This is a genomic window from Streptomyces clavifer (genome assembly GCF_036345975.1).
Classification (GTDB): domain Bacteria; phylum Actinomycetota; class Actinomycetes; order Streptomycetales; family Streptomycetaceae; genus Streptomyces; species Streptomyces clavifer.
In genome coordinates this window covers 7,606,697-7,624,129 of sequence record NZ_CP107793.1, presented here as the reverse complement: position 1 = coordinate 7,624,129, position 17,433 = coordinate 7,606,697, and the positions used below count along the sequence as shown (strand labels likewise).

At 71.4% G+C, this 17,433-nt stretch carries 12 protein-coding genes and 1 pseudogene; 11 read left to right on the top strand and 2 right to left on the bottom strand.

Features of this window, described 5'->3' with window-relative positions; all coding sequences use genetic code 11:
- Window positions 1–118: 118 nt before the first annotated feature.
- The gene (locus tag OG927_RS33035; protein WP_330319481.1) at window positions 119–2,233 is read left to right on the top strand and encodes a DUF4139 domain-containing protein; all 2,115 of its coding nucleotides are present in this window, start codon (window positions 119–121) and stop codon (window positions 2,231–2,233) included.
- 6 nt (window positions 2,234–2,239) lie between these two features.
- Window positions 2,240–3,799 carry a DUF4139 domain-containing protein gene (locus tag OG927_RS33030; protein ID WP_330319482.1) on the top strand — a complete coding sequence of 520 codons (1,560 nt, stop codon included), beginning with the start codon at window positions 2,240–2,242 and terminating at the stop codon, window positions 3,797–3,799.
- Window positions 3,800–3,926: 127 nt separating this feature from the next.
- Here OG927_RS33030 and OG927_RS33025 read toward each other — a convergent pair whose 3' ends face one another.
- Complete coding sequence (locus OG927_RS33025; protein WP_056790164.1) at window positions 3,927–4,205, bottom strand: hypothetical protein; 279 nt, start codon at window positions 4,203–4,205, stop codon at window positions 3,927–3,929.
- A gap of 304 nt (window positions 4,206–4,509) precedes the next feature.
- Here OG927_RS33025 and thpR point away from each other — a divergent pair, with 304 nt between their 5' ends.
- Both thpR and OG927_RS33015 read left to right on the top strand, forming a co-directional pair.
- The gene (gene thpR / locus OG927_RS33020; protein ID WP_056790161.1) at window positions 4,510–5,106 is read left to right on the top strand and encodes an RNA 2',3'-cyclic phosphodiesterase; all 597 of its coding nucleotides are present in this window, start codon (window positions 4,510–4,512) and stop codon (window positions 5,104–5,106) included.
- A gap of 447 nt (window positions 5,107–5,553) precedes the next feature.
- A complete protein-coding gene (locus OG927_RS33015) occupies window positions 5,554–6,444 on the top strand; it encodes a TIGR03620 family F420-dependent LLM class oxidoreductase (protein WP_056790158.1) in 891 nt (296 codons plus the stop codon).
- A gap of 159 nt (window positions 6,445–6,603) precedes the next feature.
- Here the strand turns inward: OG927_RS33015 and OG927_RS33010 are convergent, their stop codons facing one another.
- Window positions 6,604–7,053, bottom strand: a complete 450-nt coding sequence (locus tag OG927_RS33010) for a spore-associated protein (RefSeq protein ID WP_319109060.1) — start codon at window positions 7,051–7,053, stop codon at window positions 6,604–6,606.
- Between the two features lie 686 nt (window positions 7,054–7,739).
- On the opposite strand from OG927_RS33010, the gene rfbB reads away from it, so the two are divergent.
- The 7 genes and pseudogenes from rfbB (at window position 7,740) to OG927_RS32975 (ending at window position 17,313) form a co-directional block, all read left to right on the top strand.
- Window positions 7,740–8,702, top strand: coding sequence for a dTDP-glucose 4,6-dehydratase (gene rfbB, locus OG927_RS33005; protein ID WP_056790150.1), 963 nt, complete (start codon window positions 7,740–7,742; stop codon window positions 8,700–8,702).
- A 474-nt stretch (window positions 8,703–9,176) separates the two neighbouring features.
- A complete protein-coding gene (locus OG927_RS33000) occupies window positions 9,177–10,613 on the top strand; it encodes an MFS transporter (RefSeq protein ID WP_209471559.1) in 1,437 nt (478 codons plus the stop codon).
- Window positions 10,614–11,581: 968 nt separating this feature from the next.
- Window positions 11,582–12,988 (top strand): annotated as a pseudogene (gene rfbA, locus OG927_RS36200) (glucose-1-phosphate thymidylyltransferase RfbA); the annotation flags it as partial.
- A 400-nt stretch (window positions 12,989–13,388) separates the two neighbouring features.
- Window positions 13,389–14,006 (top strand): dTDP-4-dehydrorhamnose 3,5-epimerase family protein, encoded by a 618-nt coding sequence (locus OG927_RS32990; RefSeq protein ID WP_330319483.1) that lies wholly within the window; start codon window positions 13,389–13,391, stop codon window positions 14,004–14,006.
- Between the two features lie 59 nt (window positions 14,007–14,065).
- The gene (locus tag OG927_RS32985; protein WP_056790137.1) at window positions 14,066–15,238 is read left to right on the top strand and encodes a macrolide family glycosyltransferase; all 1,173 of its coding nucleotides are present in this window, start codon (window positions 14,066–14,068) and stop codon (window positions 15,236–15,238) included.
- A 233-nt stretch (window positions 15,239–15,471) separates the two neighbouring features.
- Window positions 15,472–15,924, top strand: a complete 453-nt coding sequence (locus tag OG927_RS32980) for a nuclear transport factor 2 family protein (protein ID WP_056790133.1) — start codon at window positions 15,472–15,474, stop codon at window positions 15,922–15,924.
- Between the two features lie 276 nt (window positions 15,925–16,200).
- On the top strand, window positions 16,201–17,313 hold the full coding sequence (locus tag OG927_RS32975; protein ID WP_330321281.1) for a DegT/DnrJ/EryC1/StrS family aminotransferase: 1,113 nt from the start codon (window positions 16,201–16,203) through the stop codon (window positions 17,311–17,313).
- Window positions 17,314–17,433: the final 120 nt, after the last annotated feature.

Sequence of the window (17,433 nt, the reverse complement as noted above, 5' to 3'; positions counted from 1 at the left end):
CGCGGGCCGGCCCCACCGCGGCGGGCCCGAAGGCGGGGCCGGGCGCACCTGTACGCGGACGCGGCTGGCCACGGGCCCGGGCGTAGGCTTCGCCCAGCATGAACAGGGGGCGCAGCACATGACGGACGAAACAGCGCAGAGGTGGCAGTCGACCCTCGATTCCGTGGTGGTGTACGCGCAGGGTGCGGTGTGCCGGCGCCTGGCGCGGGGCAGTGTGCCGCCGGACGGCAGGGTGCGGGTGACGGGTCTGCCCCGCTCGCTGGACCCGGCCTCGCTGCGGGTGCGTGTTCCGGACGCTCCCGGGGTGCGTGTCAGCGAGGCCAGGGTGGAGGCCGAGGCCGGGCCGTCCGGCGCTCGTGTGCCCGGCGGGCTGCGGGAGGCGGCCGAGGGGCTGCGCGAGCAGTACGCGGCGGCCCTGCGCCGCCGGGACCATCTGCTGGGCCTGATCGAGGAGATCAGGGCTCTGCGCCCGGTCCCGCCGGCCCGCAGGTCCCAGGACCCGCCCCGTCGTACCCCGGTCGGGGCGTGGCTGGAACTCGCCGGGTTCGTGGACGAGCGGCTGGCAGGGCTGCACACCCGGCTGGCGGAGGCACAGGAGGAGGTGCGCAGTTCCGGCCACGCGCTCGGCATCGCCGAGGACAGGCTCGCCCGCGCCTCGACCGGTACACCCCCGGCACATGTGGAGACGACGCTCTCGGCCCTCCTGGCCGTCGACACCTCCGCCGCCGGTGACACCGCGACGGAGATCGAGGTGGAGGTGGAGTACGGGGTGCCGGGCGCCGTCTGGGTGCCCGCCTACCGCCTGACCTACCGTCAGGGTGAGGGCAGCGGCCGTCTGGTGCTGCGTGCCTCGGTCGCCCAGCGCACCGGGGAGGACTGGAGCGGTGTGTCCCTCGCCCTGGCCACGGCCGACCTGCGGCGCAGCACCGCTCTGCCCAGGCTCCGCTCGGTGCGGATCGGGCGCCGTCAGCCCGCCTGCGCGCCCTCCGGCTGGCGCGAGCCCCCGGCGGGTCTCGCCGGCCTGTTCTCCGGGTACGACGCGGCGGGCCCGTGTCCTGTTCCGGACGCCGGGCCGCCGGCTGCCGGGGCCGGCCCCGTCGCGGCGCCCGCCCCGCAGGCCTACGGCGGTCCTCCCGCCGCGTTCGCGGTGCCGGGGGGTGCCCCGGAGCCCTACGCAGGTATCGGGTCCGGGCCCGCGCCGCCGGTCGGGGCGGGCCGGGGTGCGGGGAGGCCGGGTTCCGCCGGCGGGGCCTTCAAGGCCCCCGCCCCCGCGGCCCCCTCCCCCGCGGCGCCCGTCTTCGGGTCGCCGCGGGCGTCCGGGGCTCCTGGCCGGGCCGTGCCTGTTTCCCCTGCGCCACCCGTCCCTGCGCAGGACGTCCCTGCGCAGGGGGCCGGTGCACCGCAACCGAGCGGCGAGGAGCTCGACTACGGCGGGCTCGTCCTGTGCGGGCCCGACGAGGACGGCGGCCGACGTGGCCTGCTGTTCCCCGGCTCCCCCTTCGACCCGGTGGCGGCCGGGTACCGCCGCCGCGCCGAATCGGTGGCCTCGCTGCCGCTGCCCGGGCACGCCGTGCGGCCCGGGGGGCCGGCGGGTTCCTTCGACCACCGTTTCGATCCGCCCGCCCGCGCCGACATTCCCTCCGACGGCACCTGGCACACCGTCACCATCGGCGAGATCCCGGTCGCGCTGCGCACCGAGTACCTCTGCACACCGTCGGTGGAGCAGACCGTGTACGCGACGTCGGTGCTCTCCAACGCCACCGACCAGGCTCTGCTCGCCGGCCCGGTGGACGTCGTCGTCGACGGCGCATTCCTGCTGACCGCAGCGCTGCCGGCGCTCGCCCCCGGCGGTGTGTGCCGCCTCGGTCTCGGACCGGCCGAAGGCATCGGGGTCACCCGCCGCACCAACCTGCACGAGTCCGCCTCGGGGCTGCGCAGCAACATCACCGTGCTCGATCACCAGGTCCGCGTGGAGGTGGCCAACCGCCTCGCGCGGCCCGTCACCCTCGAGGTCCGCGAGCGGGTGCCCGTCACCACCGAAGCGGATGTCCGCATCGAGGAACGGGCCGGCTGGACGGCACCCCAGGACGGCCCGGGGCCCGACCGTCACGCCCCGGGCACCCGCATCCGGCGGGTGGACCTGCCCGCCGGCGGCACCGCCGTCCTCGACGGCGGCTACGAGATCCGGATCCCGGCCGGGAAGGCCCTCGCCGGCGGCAACCGCAGGAGCTGACCCACGATGACCACGGCCCCGAAGCCGATCGCCCTGCCCGTCACCGCCGTCACCTGCCTGGAGGACCGCGCCCACGTCGAGCGTGCTGTCACCCTCGACCTGGAGGCGGGGATCCAGCGGCTGCGCCTGGGCCCGGTCAGTGCCCTGGCCGTCGACCGGACCCTTCACGCCGAGCTGAGCGCCGACCACCCGGCGACCGTCCTGGACGTGCGGATCGTCCGGAGCTGGACACCGCGCGGGCCGCTGCCGCACGCCGAGGACTCCGCCCTGCGCAGACACGCGCACACCCTCACCCAGGAGCAGCTCGCCCTGGTCCGCCGGCAGGAGCGGCTGCACACCCGCCAGGACCTCCTGGGCCGCCTGGCCACCGATCTGCTGCGCGAGATCGGTGAGAGTGCCGGCGCCGGGGAGACGGACGGGCCCCGCTGGGCCCGCGAACTGGACCGGGTGGACCAGGAACGCGACACGTGCGGCGAGGAGCTGCGCACCGTGGAGGCGCGGCTCGGGGCCCTGGGCGAGGAGCTCGGCGAGGCCGGGCAGGCCCTGCACGCAGCCGAGGAGGAGCCCGCCGGACTCGTCGGCCACATCGAGCTGACCGTGCAGAGCGCGGTTGCCGGGCCGGTCGGTGTGCGTCTGAGCCACCTGACCCCGTGTGCGCTGTGGCGGCCCGCCTACCGGGCCGTGCTCGAGGGGGACCGTCTGACGCTGGAGACGGATGCGATGGTCTGGCAGCGCACCGGTGAGGACTGGTCGGACGTACGGCTGACGTTGTCGACGGCCCGTTCCGCGCTCGCCACCGTTGCGCCGGACCTGGTCGAGGACCGGCTGACGCTCACGGACCGCTCCGTCGCGGAGCGCCGTGTCGTAGACGTCGAGGTGCGCGAGGAGGAGATCGGGACGCTGGGCCCGGCACCGGTACGGGGTCTGCCGGGGGTCGACGACGGTGGCGAAGCACAGGTGTTGCGGTCCCCTGCGGGGGTCTTCGTGCCCAGTGACGGAACCGCGCACCGTGTGCCGCTGTCCGCGTTCACCACAGCCGCACGCAGTGAGTACGCGTGTTCACCCGAGCTGTCCGACCTGGTCACCCGGGTGGTGCGGTTCGACGGACCGGCCGGCCATGCGCTGCTCGCCGGGCCCGTGGACCTGGTTCGCGACAGCGGATTCAGCGGCCGCGGCACACTGGACTTCACCGCTCCCGGCGCGCCCGTCGAGCTCGCCTTCGGCAGTTGCGACGACCACCGGGTGGTACGGCATGCCGAGGAGTCACGCAGTAGTGCCGGGCTCACCCAGCGGACCGTCATCACCCGCACGGTGAGACTGCACCTGTCGCGGTTCGGTGCCCCCGGGGAACACGGTGAGCGGGTGGTCGTGGTCCGGGAGCGGCTCCCCGTCTCCGAAGTCTCCGCGGTGGGGGTACGGCTGCTCGAGGAGTCCTGCTCCCCCGCACCCGACCTGGTCGACGCCGAGGGCATAGCCCGCTGGGACGTCCCCCTGTCGCCCCGCGGCCACCGCACACTCACCCTCGTCTACGAACTGACGGCGAACGCGAAAGTCACCGGGCTCTGAGAGCAACGGTGCTGCCGGGCAGGGTCGGGCACCGTACGGAACCGGACCCGGAACCCGGGTCACTGGTCCCCGGCTCCGGGCTCCGGGACCGGGCCGGCTGCCCGGGGTGACACCTCGTGTGGTGCGCTCAGGGGGTGTCGCCGGACCAGTCCCAGCGCCCCGGGTCGCCGGGGCGCTGGTCGTACAAGGCCCGTCCCCCGCCGCCGAACCGCCCGAGCTCGGTCTTCAGCGCGGCACCGGTACGGATCGCGTCCCTCGTCCAGCCGGTGATGTCGAGCAGCAGGCCGTCCAGCGGCCCCCCGACCAGTTCGGCGTAGGTCTGCCCCCGCCTCGGTCCCTGGTCCGGGGCCCCCGGGTCCTGGCCGTACACCCGGCCGCGCAACAGCTGCTCGTCGTCACTGTCCATGCCCCCAGCCTTCCAGCCGCCACTGACAGTGCGGACCTGCCGGCCCCGGCCCCGACCTAGGCTTCGGCTTCGGCTTCGGCGCCGGGTCGCCCGGTGCTCCGGTGAAGGCCCCGCCGCGGGCCGGGGCTGCGGGCGTACGTGCCGGTGTTCTGCCTCGAAGGGTGTGTACGCCCGGGCGGCCCGGGCGTGGTGCGGCCGCGCGGTGCGGGCAGGTGCCGAGGACGGCCGTCCCGTCGCCTCACCCCGCACGTCGTTCCCCGGCCCGGGCGTCGCCCCGGACACCCGATGAGGTACGAAGTCCGGTGTGAACGAACAGACTCGGCCCGCGACCGTTCGCGTGTTCATCGCCCTCGCCCCGCCCGACCACGCGAAGGAGGAACTCGCCCGGGAGCTTGGCCCCGCCTATGGCACACACCCTCACCTGCGGTGGAACCGCATCGAGGACTGGCACATCACCCTGGCGTTCCTCGGGGAGCTGCCGGCCGGGACCGTACCGCTGCTGCGCCGGCCGCTCGCCGACCTCGCAGCCGGCCGCCGGCCGCCCGGTCTGGCACTGCGCGGCAGCGGCAGCTTCGACGACCGGGTGCTGTGGAGCGGAGTCGAGGGAGACCTCGGCGAACTGCACACGCTCGCCGCCGACGTGCGCAGCGCGGTCAGGAACTGCGGTGTCACCTTCGAGGAACGGCCCCTGCGCCCCCATCTGACGCTGGCCCGCGCCCGTCGGGGAGATCGGACCTCGGCAGCGGAGATCGCCGAAGGGCTCGCCGGATTCACCGGCCGCCGCTGGCCTGCCGAACGCCTGCACCTGGTCGGCAGCAACGCCGGGCGCGGCAAGGGGCCGATCCACTACCGCGACATCGAGTCCTGGGCCCTGGGCGACGGGGGCCGCACAGGGGCATGAAACACGACGCTCGTCCTCCCTGCCCCCCGGGGGGCCCGGGCCCCGCAGCCCACGGACGTCCCCGGCCCACGGACATCCCGTCCCGTCCGGTCCCACGGCCCGCCCCGTCCCGTCCGCAGCCCTCGGCCGTTTCGCCGCCCCGGCCTTCCGCAGCCGGCCCTGCGGTGCGGGGGCTCACCCCCGCCCCCGTGCCGAGCCACCGGGGACTCGCGGACGGCACGGCTGCGGCACCGGCTCCGGCTCCGGCCGCCGAGCCCGTCGAAGCCCACCACGTCCGGGCCGGCCGGCGCACCACACCGTCCGGCCGGGCCGGGTCGGGTCGGGCGGGCCTGTGCTGCACGGACCGGGGAGCGGGCCGGCCCGGGTGCGGCGTTGAGATGGATGCGCTGTTGAGATGAATGCCTGCCCGGCCGGGAATAGAGGGCGGGGGTGCCTGTTGATCACACCATGACTTCTCTGACGCATGGGGCATGGGGACGGGTGGGTATCTGGAGCAGTGCTCTGCACGCATCGCGGACGGACGACGCGGGCAGGGCAGCGATCGAGGAGGCGGTCGCCGAGCTCGAGGAACTGGGGTATGGCACGGTCTGGATCGGAGGCAGTCCCACGCCCGACGACGCAGCGGCCGTCGTCGCCGCGACCCGCACGGTGACCGTGGCCACCGGGATCCTGAGCATCTGGGACCACACCGCGAAGGACGTGGCGGCACGGATCGCGGCACTCGAGGCGAGCGCACGCGGGCGGTTCGTCCTCGGCCTGGGCGTCAGCCACGGCCCGATGGTGCCGCAGTACGCGAAGCCCTACAGCGCGATGGTCGCCTACCTCGACGCCCTGGACGCCGCCACCCCGCCCGTGGCCGGCGGACACCGCGTCCTGGCGGCGCTCGGCCCGAAGATGCTGAAGCTCGCAGCCGGCCGGTCGCTGGGCGCACATCCCTATCTCGTCACCACCGAGCACACCGCGGAGGCACGCGAGGCGCTCGGCCCCGGCGCGCTGCTCGCCCCGGAGCTGACGGTCGTACTCGACCACGACCTCGACCGGGCCCGCACCACCGCGCGGAACATGCTGGGCATGTATCTCCGGCTGCCCAACTACACCGACAACCTGCTGCGCCTGGGGTTCACCGACAGCGACTTCGGGGGCGGCGGCAGTGTCCGCCTCCTGGACGCCCTGTTCGCGCTGGGTGACACCGAACGGGTGAGGACGCGGACACGGGAGTACCTGGATGCCGGTGCCGATCACGTCGCGCTCCAGGTACTCACCGCCGGTGAGGGCGGCGCCGGCCTGCCGCGGGCCCAGTGGCGTGAGCTGGCCGGGGTGTTCGCCGGCGAACTGTAGCGGTGTGCCCCCTGCTCCGGGCCGTCCCCTGAAGGTTCCCGCACCGCCCGCGGCTCGTTGCCGCCTCCCCGGCCGCGCGGCCGCGGTCAGCGGCAGTGCGCGAGGCCGGGCGGCGGGAAGGCGGCGGCGCGGGAACCCGTGGCCGGGGTGAGGCCCGGATCAGCGGATCTCGGTGACCCGGCGTTCCTTCAGGGCGGCGCAGTTGGAGTTCTCCACCGACACGTACACGTTGGCTATGTTGCCGCCCCAGCTCACGCAGTGGCCCTTGCCGTAGACGTAGGCGGGCCCGGCGTAGGAGGTGTAGTTCCCGAAGTCGTCGGCCCACGCGTCGGTGTCGGGGACGTAGACGTACACGGACATGCTCTTGGCCGTGCCCGGGTTGGAACGGATCGTGGCGACACAGTTCTTGCCGTTGGAGGAGTTGTACGTCAGGTAGACGGTGCCCAGTGAACCGACGGGCACCGAGTTCACGGTCTTGTAGGCGCTGCCGCAGACGCCCTGGGGTGTGACGTTGGGTGCGGCGGAGGCGGTCGTGGCCAGGGCGGTCGTGCCGCCCACGGCCAGGGCGGCGACCGCCCCTGCAGCGGCGATAGTACGCGTGATTCCCATATTTCCCCCTTGTGTACCTGAGAGCGGTTTGCTCCTACTCGATGTGACCCTCGAACGGTGCGGATGGTTGTGCCGGGATCCGACCGGGATACACGGGCCCTCGGGGTGAAGTGGGTTGGCCCGGCGCCCTGTTGATGGCGTCCACCGGTTCATTCGGGGCCGGTCCGGCCGCGTCCGGGCGGCCCCGAAGGCCGGGGTGGGCCGCGTCCGGGCGGCCCCGAGGACCGGGGTGGGCCGCGTCCCGCCCTGGTCCTGCCGGCCTCCGCCGGACCGGGGCGGGACGGACGGGCCGAGAGCATGCGCCTTGCGCCTGCGGGGGCCGGTTCGCAGCCCCGGGACGAGTGCCCGGGACGGGGGCGCACCGGACGGGCAGGGCAACCGGGCAGAGGACCGGGGCGGGGAGGGGGGTGGGGTGGGGTGGGTGTTCCGGGTGGGTGGGCAGAGGACGGGGCGGGGTGTCGCGGGTGGAGAGGAAGGGTGCCGCCGGGCGGGGCGGGCTCGGGGGCTGCTGTCGTTGCCGGAGGGGTGCCGGCCGGGTGGGCGGTTCGCTGCCCGAGGTACCGGACGGTGTGCGGCCGGGCACCGGCGTGTGCGGCCGGGTCTTGGTGCGTGGTGTGCGGCCGGGTCTTGGCGTGTGCGGGGAGGGCTCGAGCGGGTGTCGAGCGGGAGGCCCTAGGGTCGCCGGCATGCGGATCTTCGTTACCGGCGGTGCAGGATTTATCGGGTCCCAGTACGTCAGGGCGCTGCTGTCCGGCGAGCTTCCCGGGTCGGACGGCGCCCGGGTCACTGTCATCGACAAGCTCGGCCACGGCAGCAACATGGACAACCTCGCCCCGGTCGCGGAGCATCCCGGTTTCCGGTTCGTCCACGGTGACATCTGCGATGCGCAACTGGTCGACGAGGTGGTGCGCGGGCACGACGTGATCGTGCACTTCGCCGCCGAGTCGCATGTCGACCGGTCGATCGATGACGCGCGCCCGTTCGTGACGGCCAATGTGCTCGGTACGCAGGTCCTGCTGGACGCGGCCCGGCGGCACGGGGCAGGGCGCTTCGTCCATGTGTCGACGGACGAGGTCTACGGTTCCATCGCGGACGGGTCGTGGACCGAGTCGCAGCCGCTGGCACCGAATTCACCGTACGCGGCGTCGAAGGCGGGTTCCGACCTGCTGGTCCTTTCCGCGCACCGGACCCACGGGCTGGACGTCGTGATCACCCGGTGCTCGAACAACTACGGCCCTTACCAGAATCCGGAGAAGGTCATCCCGCTGTTCGTGACGAACCTTCTGCGGGGCCGGCGGGTCCCGTTGTACGGGGAGGGCGGAAACGTTCGTGAATGGCTTCATGTCGCGGACCACTGCCTGGCCATTCAGCTGGTTCTGCGGGGCGGGCGGCCCGGTCGTGTCTACCACGTGGGCGGCGGCACGGAGCTGACGAACCGGGAGCTGACCGGGCGTCTGCTGGAGAGCTGCGGGGCGGGCTGGGACAGGGTCGAGCGGGTCGCCGACCGGCTCGGCCACGACCAGCGGTACTCCCTGGACATGACCAGGATCCGCGATGAGCTGGGGTTCGTCCCCCAGCAGTCCTTCGACACCGGTCTCAAGGACACGGTCGAGTGGTACAGGGAAAACACTTCCTGGTGGGACCGGTAGAAGTCCGGTGCCCTGCGCGCAGGGTCCCGGAGGCTTTCTTCGTGATGCGTGCGGTGGCCCCCGGATCTCGTGGTGCGGTCCTGCGGCGGCCCGGGCTTCCCTCACACAGAAATGAACAAGGGTGATAGATATGGCCGACCGGAAGACACCGGGGACCGGCAGGGAAGTACGGCCGGTGCACTGTGCCGGGGACCGGCCCGGCAAGGACGCCCCCGAGGTTGTCGAGGCCGGTGTCCCCGCTTTCCCGCCCGGCAGCGTACCGGCAGACGGCCGGCGCCCGCAGGTGAGCGCCGCCGTCCGGGGCCTGACGGCCCAGCAGCCGGGGCCGGTGATGCTGCCGCCCTGTGCCCACGGGCTCCCCCGGGGGCCGCGTGGCCGTCGGGGTCCCGCGATGACCGGCGCCGGGCGGGCACGGCCCGCACACCGGGAACCGGGCGTGGCCCACTCCCCCATCCGAACAAGGAGTTCTCTGCGATGACCGCTCAGATGACCATGGAGGCCCCGGTCAGGGCGCGCCGGGCCGGACTCGTCCTGGCGGTGTGCTGCCTGGGGCAGCTGATCGTGATCCTCGACGCTTCGATCGTGAACGTCGCCATCCCCTCCATCCAGGACGCGCTGCACTTCACACCGGGCAGCCTGACCTGGGTGTACAACGGGTACCTGATCCCGTTCGCGGGTTTCCTGCTGTTCTCCGGGCGGATGGTCGACCTGTTCGGCGGCCGGCGTCTGCTCCTGATCGGTACTGCCGTGTTCACGGTGTTCAGCTTCGTCGGGGGGATCGCCCCGAACGCGGCGACGCTGGTCCTGGGGCGCGCCGGGCAGGGCTTCGGCGGTGCGGTCATCGCGTCCGCGACCCTGGCCGTGCTGAGCTCCACGTTCACCGAGCCGGTCGAGCGTGCCAAGGCGTTCGCCCTGTGGGGTGCGGCGTCCGGGAGCGGCGGGGCGATCGGTGTCCTGAGCGGCGGGGCGATCGTCGAGTGGGCGTCGTGGCGGTGGGTGTTCCTGGTGAACCTGCCGCTGGGCCTGCTGATCGCGGGTATGGCCGTCATGTCGGTCACCGCCGCCCCGGGCGGCGCGGGCGGCCCGCGTAAGAAGGCCAAGCTCGACGTGCTGGGGTCCCTGTCGGTCACCCTGGGGATCGCCGCCCTCGTCTACGGGCTCGCCGAGGGGCAGCACTACGGGTGGGGATCGGCGCGTATCGTCACGTCGCTGACGATCGGTGTGGTCCTGCTCGCGGTGTTCGTGCTCGACCAGGCCAAACTGGCCGAGCAGCCGCTGATGGAGCTGAGCCTGTTCCGTAACCGCTCGGTGTGGGCGGCCAACCTCACGATGCTGGCCTTCGGTGCGGCACTGCCCACGATGTTCTACTTCCTGACCCTGCTCTACCAGTCGGTGCTCCACTACAGTGCCATCCGTACCGGGCTGGCGTTCCTGCCCCTGACGGTGTTCGCGTTCATCGGTGCCGCCGCGTCCTCGAGCGTGGCACCGCGCACCGGTCCCCGGCCGATGATGCTGGTCGGGCTCCTGCCGATGATCGCCGGGCTGGTGTGGCAGTCGGCGGCCGACGAGCACGCCACCTACCTCGCCGATCTGCTGGGCCCGACCCTGCTGTTCGGTGTGGGTCTGGGCATCGTGGTCACCTCGGTGGCGGGCGCGGCGACGGCGGGTGTGCCGGAGGACAAGCACGGCCTGGCATCGGGGGTGCTGAACACCTCGCAGTCGCTGGGCGGCGCGGCCGGGCTCGCGGTCATGGTGGCCCTGGCCCAGACCCGTACGGCGGAGGTCGCCGGTGACGGTCCCCCGGACGCGCATGCGTTCGTGGCCGGGTACGGGGTCGCGTTCCTCGCGACCGGGGTACTGCTCACCCTGAGCCTCGCGGCCGCGGCGGCGGTACCGCGCGGCCCCCGGTAGCCCCAGCGGCCCCCAGGGCCGCACACCCCCACCCGTACGGTCACCGCCCGGCCCACCGCGGCCCCCCCGTTTTTTGGCGGTCCGCTGTCCGGGACGGGCTGCGGGCAGCCCTCGCCGCCCGCAGCGGACCAGCAGTGAGAAGCCCGCCCGGCCCACCGGGCGGGCTTCTCACTGCCCCCGGGCCCGAGTGAACCCCGAACACCCCCGGAGCAGCACACAGACACCGGACAAGTCGCAGGCCGCAGCAGACGGAAGCGGAGGCGGAGGCAGAGGCAGAGGCGGAGGCGGACGGCCGCAGGTGCAGGCGCGGGGCGCAGGCAGAGGCAAAGGCAGAGGCAGAAGCTGAGGCAGAAGCGGAGGCTGAGGCTGAGGCTGAGGCAGAAGCGCAGGCTGAGGCTGAGGCAGAAGCGCAGGCTGAGGCAGAAGCGCAGGCTGAGGCAGAAGCGCAGGGCGCAGGCAGAGGCTGAGGCAGAAGCGCAGGGCGCAGACGAAGGCGGACGGCCGCAGGACCGCAAGGCCGCAAGGCCGCAGGACCGCAAGGCCGCAGGACCGCAAGGCCGCAGGACCGCAAGGCCGCAGGACCGCAGGCAGGGGATCTGTGGGGAGCCGTGTGCGAAGCGGGAGAGCGAAACCAAATCCGGGAGAACCCTGCCGGGGAGGGCGGGGCCCTTGTGGAACAGGGCCGTGAAGCGGGGCGGGCCCGCGGTGTGGCGGTGGGTGGTCTCCCTGGCCATGACGACAAGAGGGACGCCCAGGGCAGGCACGCAGGCACCATGTCCCTGCCCTGCTCCGCCTCGCACAGCGGGTGGGCCGGCGTCCTCTTCTTCGTGCTCCGCGAGGGAACCTTCCACGGATCCCGGCCGGCCACCGACATCAGCCATTCATCGGGCCGGCACGCCCTCACAAGGGTTGGGCACGACCACGGCCAGTGGCCCGGGGCAAGGCAGGAGTGATCCGGGAAGTACTCGATGTGCCGGCGGCAGCCCTCGTTCGTCTCCGCAACCGACCGGAGTCCGTCACCGCGAACGCTCAGGCCCGGCCGGTCACCCCCGGTGAGCGGAACGCCGCGCCCCGAACCGACTCGGACACACACGCACACGCACCCGGCCCCACTGGTGCCGGCCGCCTCGGCCGAACAGAAGCCTGCCCGTGCCAGTGCCGCCGAAGCCCGCTCAGCCGAGGCAGTGGTTTCCCTGCCCCTCCCCCGAGACACGGCCGGCCGGGTTCCGCAGAGCCACCCCAACCGAAGCATCCGGCCCCTCCTCATCGGAGAAGAACAAAACCCTCGCCCGCCACCACCGCCCTCCCCCCTCCGTCCCACAACGGCCGGACCCGGCAACCAGAGCCGAGCCCCGGCCGGCCGGGCCCGGGCCACCACGCAGCCGGCCGCCACGGACACCCCACACCCCCGACGAACACCACAAGGGCCCCCGGGCCCGGACCGCGCCTGCGGCCCGCAACACCCAGAGCAGCAGCCCGGCGCCCACCCGGCCTCGATCGGCGCTATAGGCGGCGTCCTTAGCCTCCCGAACATGCGAGGCATCATCTTGGCCGGCGGGACCGGCTCCCGGCTGTGGCCGGTCACCCAAGTCATGTCGAAACAGCTCATGCCTGTATTCGACAAGCCGATGATCTACTACCCCCTGTCCACCCTGGTACTGGCAGGCGTGCGGGACATCCTCGTCATCACCATGCCCTCCGAACGGGACTCCTTCGAGCGGCTGCTGGGCGACGGATCGCAACTGGGCCTGCAGATCCAGTACGCGACGCAGCCCAGCCCCGGAGGCATCGCGCAGGCGTTCCTGATCGGGGCGGACTTCATCGGGGACGAACCGGTCGCGCTCATCCTCGGCGACAACATCTTCCACGGCGTGGGCCTCGGGGAACAGCTCAAAGCACACTCCTCCCCCCAGGGCGGGCACATCTTCGCCTACCCGGTCGCGAACCCGAGCGCGTTCGGCGTACTGGACTTCGACCGCGAGGGACACGTCCTGTCCATCGAGGAGAAGCCCGCACACCCCAAATCCAGGTACGTGGTCCCCGGCCTCTACTTCTACGACAACCGTGTCGTGGAGATCGCAGGGTCCCTCCTGCCCAGTGCACGGGGCGAGCTGGAGATCACCGAGGTCAACCAGGCCTACCTGCGCCGCGGTGAACTCGCCGTGACCGTCCTGGACCGCGGAACCGCGTGGCTGGACACCGGGACGTTCGCCTCGATGGTGCAGGCCTCGGAATTCGTCCGGGTCATCGAGGAGCGACAGGGCCTGAAGATCGGCTGTGTCGAGGAAGCAGCCTGGCGCAACGGGCTCATCGGCGACGACCACCTGCGTGAACTCGCCCAGCCCCTCCTGCCCAGCGGCTACGGAACCTACCTGACCGGCCTCCTGGACGCCGCCGCCGAAGACATCCAACAACCCACCCCCACCCCGGCAACGGCATCACCGGCACCGGCTACGGCGTCGGCATCGTCGGCCCCGGTGTCGGATCCGGCGTCGGATCCGGTGCCGGTCTCGGCCCCGGCGTCGGATCCGGTGCCGGTGTCGGTGTCGGGTCCGGTGTCGTCGGCCCTGGCGTCGGAGGGCCCGCGGCAGCCCGCCCCGGCCACGGACGAAGAGACCCGCCACCCCACCCCCGCCGGACACAGCCGGCAGCCCACCCCGCCGCACACCTCCCCCAGCCCACCCCCGCCAAGGAAAGCCGCCAGCCCACCCCCGCCGAACAGACCCGCCGCCCGGTCCCGGTCGGCGCCGGCGCCACCGGGTGAGAAGGAAACTCATGAAGATCGAAGAACTCGGCATCCAGGGCGTCCACCTCGTCCGGCCACAGGTGTTCGACGACCCGCGCGGCGCGTTCCTGGAACTGTTCGTCGGCCACCGACTGTCCGCGCAGACCGGCCGCCCCATGGACGTGGCCCAGGTCAACTGCTCCGTCTCCCGGCACGGCACGATCCGCGGGATCCACCTCACCGCAACCCCGCCCGGCGAAGCCAAGTACGTGACCTGCGTGAGCGGCTCGATCATCGACGTCGTCGTCGACGTCCGCACCGGCTCACCCACCTACGGGGCATCCCTCGCCATCCCCCTGGACGACACACAGCACCACGCCCTGTACATCGCCGAAGGCCTCGGCCACGGATTCGCCGCGGTCAGCGACACCGCCGTGGTCACCTACCTCTGCGACAACACCTACACCCCCGGCCAGACCATCTCGATCAACCCCCTGGACCCCCAACTCGCCCTGCCCTGGCCCGACCTCGACGACATCGTCCTGTCCGACAAGGACCGCACCGCCCCGACCCTCGCCCAGGCCGAAGCCCTGGGCATCCTCCCCCACTACACCACCCCACACACCCCCGCCCGCCCGGCAGGACAACGGCCCGCCCCCCACAAGTGACACAAGGTCACCCAGGAGCAACCCGCCCACCGACACCAGGAACAGGACCAGGAACACTCATGAAGAGGCACATCGCCTTCCTGAACATCCCCGCCGCCGGTCACGTCACACCGACCCTGGGCGTAGTCGAAGAACTCGTCAAGCGCGGCCACAAGGTCAGCTACCTCGCCGCCGGCCCCGTCGCCGAACGCATCGCCTCCACCGGCGCCGAGATCATCCCCTACACCTCCGCCCTCGACCCCCGCACCATCGCACCGACCGGCGCACAGGACTGGCTGGCCCGCGTCCTGCTCGGCGCGGTCCGCGAAGCAGCCGCCACCGCACCCGTCCTGGAAGCCCACTTCGGCGACGACCTGCCCGACTGCCTCGTCTACGACATCTCCATGCAGTTCCTGGGCCGCGTCATGTCCCGCAAACTCGGCATACCCGGCATCCAGCTCTACCCCGTCCTGGCCTCCCACCAGTACTTCTCCCAAGCACACGACACAGCCGAAGGACTCTTCGGCGACCTCACCCGCGAACTACGCACATTCGCCGACACCCACGGCCTCCACGACACGCCCCTGGACGAACTCATGTCCGACGCCCCCCGCAACATCTCCTTCATGCCCCGCGAGTTCCAGACCGACGCCGGCTCCTTCCCCGACGACCAGTACACCTTCGTCGGGATCCCCCTGCGCGAAAGCGACCTCCAGGGCACCTGGCGGCCCACGAACAACAACCCCGTCGTCCTGATCTCCCTGGGCACCACCTTCAACACCCAACCCGAATTCTTCGCGATGTGCGCGAAAGCATTCGAAGGACTCCCCTGGCACGTCGTGATCGCCGCGGGCCCCGGCGTCGACCTCGAAGCCGTCGGTGAACTCCCCCCGAACGCCGAGATCCATTCCTGGCTCACCCTCCAGGCCGTCCTCGAACACGCCGGCGCGTTCGTCTGCCACGGCGGCGCCGGCAGCACCATGAACGCCCTGTATGCCGGAGTCCCTCTCGTCTCGGTCCCCCACAACGGTGACGAAGAAATGATCGCCGCACGAACCGCCGAGCTGAAACTCGGCCGGGTCCTGACCCCCCACGACATCACCGCCGACACGCTACGCGCAGCCGTCCAGGACGTCGCTACCGACACCACCATCCAGACCAACGTACGCACCATGCGTCACGCCATGCACGAAGCCGGCGGCGCTCCCCGCGCAGCCGACACCATCCTGAACCACCTCACCACCACCCCATAACACCCCACACCCCCACCACCCCACCACCCCCGCACCGCCACCCACACAACCACACCACCCACAACCCCCTGCACCACCACACCCACAACCCCCTGCACCACCCCGGCCCGCACCCACACACCGCCACTCACACACACCGCCACCCACAGGGCTGCCACCACAACCCCGCTCTACAGCACCACCCCAGCCCCCTGCACCACCAAGGCCCGTAGTCACCGGAGAAGAAGGAAACGATGAACACACACGACCTCACCACCAAACTCGCCCCACACAACATCTACCTCGAAATCCAGCAGTTCTACGCACTCCAGCTGAAAATCCTCGACCGCGGCGACGGCGAACAATGGGCCCGCACCTTCACCCCCGACGGCGTATTCCAGGCCGCCGACATGCCCGACCCCCTCACCGGCCGCGCAACCCTCACCAAAGCAATCGAACACCAAACCCTCAAACACGAAGGACTCATCCTCCGCCACTGGCTCGGACAACTCACCATCGAACAACTCGACGACAACACCGTCCACGCACAGAGCTACGTCATGGTCTACGTCATCCCCAACCAAACCCTCCTCGACGGAGACGTCCACTTCCGCCACCACACCCTCTGCAACGACAAACTCACCCGCACCAACGGAACCTGGCACGTCAACAACCGCTACGTCACCACCGACGGCAACTACAAATAACCCCCACACACCAACAACACCACCACCCACCACCCCACACCACCACAACAACAACAGCACTGTCAGCGGCAGCGGAACCGGGACAACCCACACCACCACCGCTGCCGCTGGCGCTGCCGCCAAGCAACACCACCACAACCCCCGAGATGCCCACACCGGCCCGGCCATACCCGCACCACCCACACCCACCTCGGCCCGACCCAGGACCCGGGCTCCCGCACCTACCTCCGCCGGCACACCCACAGGCGCCCCCAACCACCAAGGGAACAAAACCACATGATCCCCCTCTTCAAAGTGGCCATGTCCGAGAAGGCCTCCGCGCTCGTCGGTGAAGTCCTGGACAGCGGCTACATCGGCCAGGGCACCAAAGTCGACGAACTCGAACACGCCCTCGCTAAGCGTCTCGACAACCCCCGCGTCCTGACCGTCAGCAGCGCCACAGCCGGACTCCACCTCGCCCTCCACCTCATCGCGACCGAACACGGACGCGACGGCGAAGTGCTCGCCACCCCGCTGACCTGCACCGCCACGAACTGGCCGATCCTCGCCAACGGCATGAAGATCCGCTGGGTCGACACCGACCCCGAAACCCTCAACATCGACCTCGACGACCTCGCCAGAAAAATCACCCCCACCACCCGCGCCATCGTCCTCGTCCACTGGGGCGGCTACCCCGTCGACCTCGACCGCCTCACCCACATCCTCGACGAGGCCGAACGCCTCCACGGCAACCGCCCCCAAGTCATCGAGGACTGCGCCGACGCGTTCGGCGCGACCTACAAGAACGCCCCCCTCGGAAACCACGGCAACATCGCCGTCTACAGCTTCCAAGCCGTCAAACACCTCACCACCGGAGACGGCGGACTCCTCGTCCTCCCCAACGACCACCTCCTCGAACGCGCCCGACTCCTCCGCTGGTACGGCATCGACCGCAACAGCGGACCAAACCCCTACCAAAACGACATCACCGAATACGGCTTCAAAGCCAACATGAACGACATCAACGCCGCGATCGGGCTCGCCAACCTCGACATCATCGACACCAACCTCGCCAAGCACCGCGAAAACGCCGCCTACTACGACAGCGAACTCGCCAACACCCCAGACCTCGAACTCACCGAACGAGCCCCCGACCGCAACCCCTCATTCATGTACTACACCGTCAAAGTAAAGAACCGAACCGCATTCACCCAACACCTCAAAAGCAACGGCATCGCCACCAGCGAGGTCCACAAACGCAACGACCACTACACCACCACCCACCCCTACAGCACCCACCTTCCCAACCTCGACACCCTCACCCACCAGCACATATCCATCCCCGTTGGTTGGTGGCTCACCCCCACAGACCTCACACACATCTCCCGCACCATCAAAAAGGGCTGGTAACACGAACACCATCGACCAACAGTCACACCTTGCAACCACCCACCGAAACCAACGCTGGAAAGGAAAGGACCGCCGCCATAAGCACCGGACCACATCACTTCCTCCCCCGCCCAGCGGCGA

What these genes read in the sequence shown, in the direction of transcription:
- OG927_RS32985 (WP_056790137.1), top strand. Translation starts at nt 14,066, where the DNA reads ATGAAGAGGCACATCGCCTTCCTGAACATCCCCGCCGCCGGTCACGTC.
- OG927_RS33025 (WP_056790164.1), bottom strand. Translation starts at nt 4,205, where the DNA reads ATGGACAGTGACGACGAGCAGCTGTTGCGCGGCCGGGTGTACGGCCAG.
- OG927_RS33000 (WP_209471559.1), top strand. Translation starts at nt 9,177, where the DNA reads ATGACCGCTCAGATGACCATGGAGGCCCCGGTCAGGGCGCGCCGGGCC.
- OG927_RS33015 (WP_056790158.1), top strand. Translation starts at nt 5,554, where the DNA reads ATGACTTCTCTGACGCATGGGGCATGGGGACGGGTGGGTATCTGGAGC.
- OG927_RS33010 (WP_319109060.1), bottom strand. Translation starts at nt 7,053, where the DNA reads ATGGGAATCACGCGTACTATCGCCGCTGCAGGGGCGGTCGCCGCCCTG.
- OG927_RS32990 (WP_330319483.1), top strand. Translation starts at nt 13,389, where the DNA reads ATGAAGATCGAAGAACTCGGCATCCAGGGCGTCCACCTCGTCCGGCCA.
- OG927_RS33030 (WP_330319482.1), top strand. Translation starts at nt 2,240, where the DNA reads ATGACCACGGCCCCGAAGCCGATCGCCCTGCCCGTCACCGCCGTCACC.
- OG927_RS32980 (WP_056790133.1), top strand. Translation starts at nt 15,472, where the DNA reads ATGAACACACACGACCTCACCACCAAACTCGCCCCACACAACATCTAC.
- OG927_RS33035 (WP_330319481.1), top strand. Translation starts at nt 119, where the DNA reads ATGACGGACGAAACAGCGCAGAGGTGGCAGTCGACCCTCGATTCCGTG.
- rfbB (WP_056790150.1), top strand. Translation starts at nt 7,740, where the DNA reads ATGCGGATCTTCGTTACCGGCGGTGCAGGATTTATCGGGTCCCAGTAC.
- OG927_RS32975 (WP_330321281.1), top strand. Translation starts at nt 16,201, where the DNA reads ATGATCCCCCTCTTCAAAGTGGCCATGTCCGAGAAGGCCTCCGCGCTC.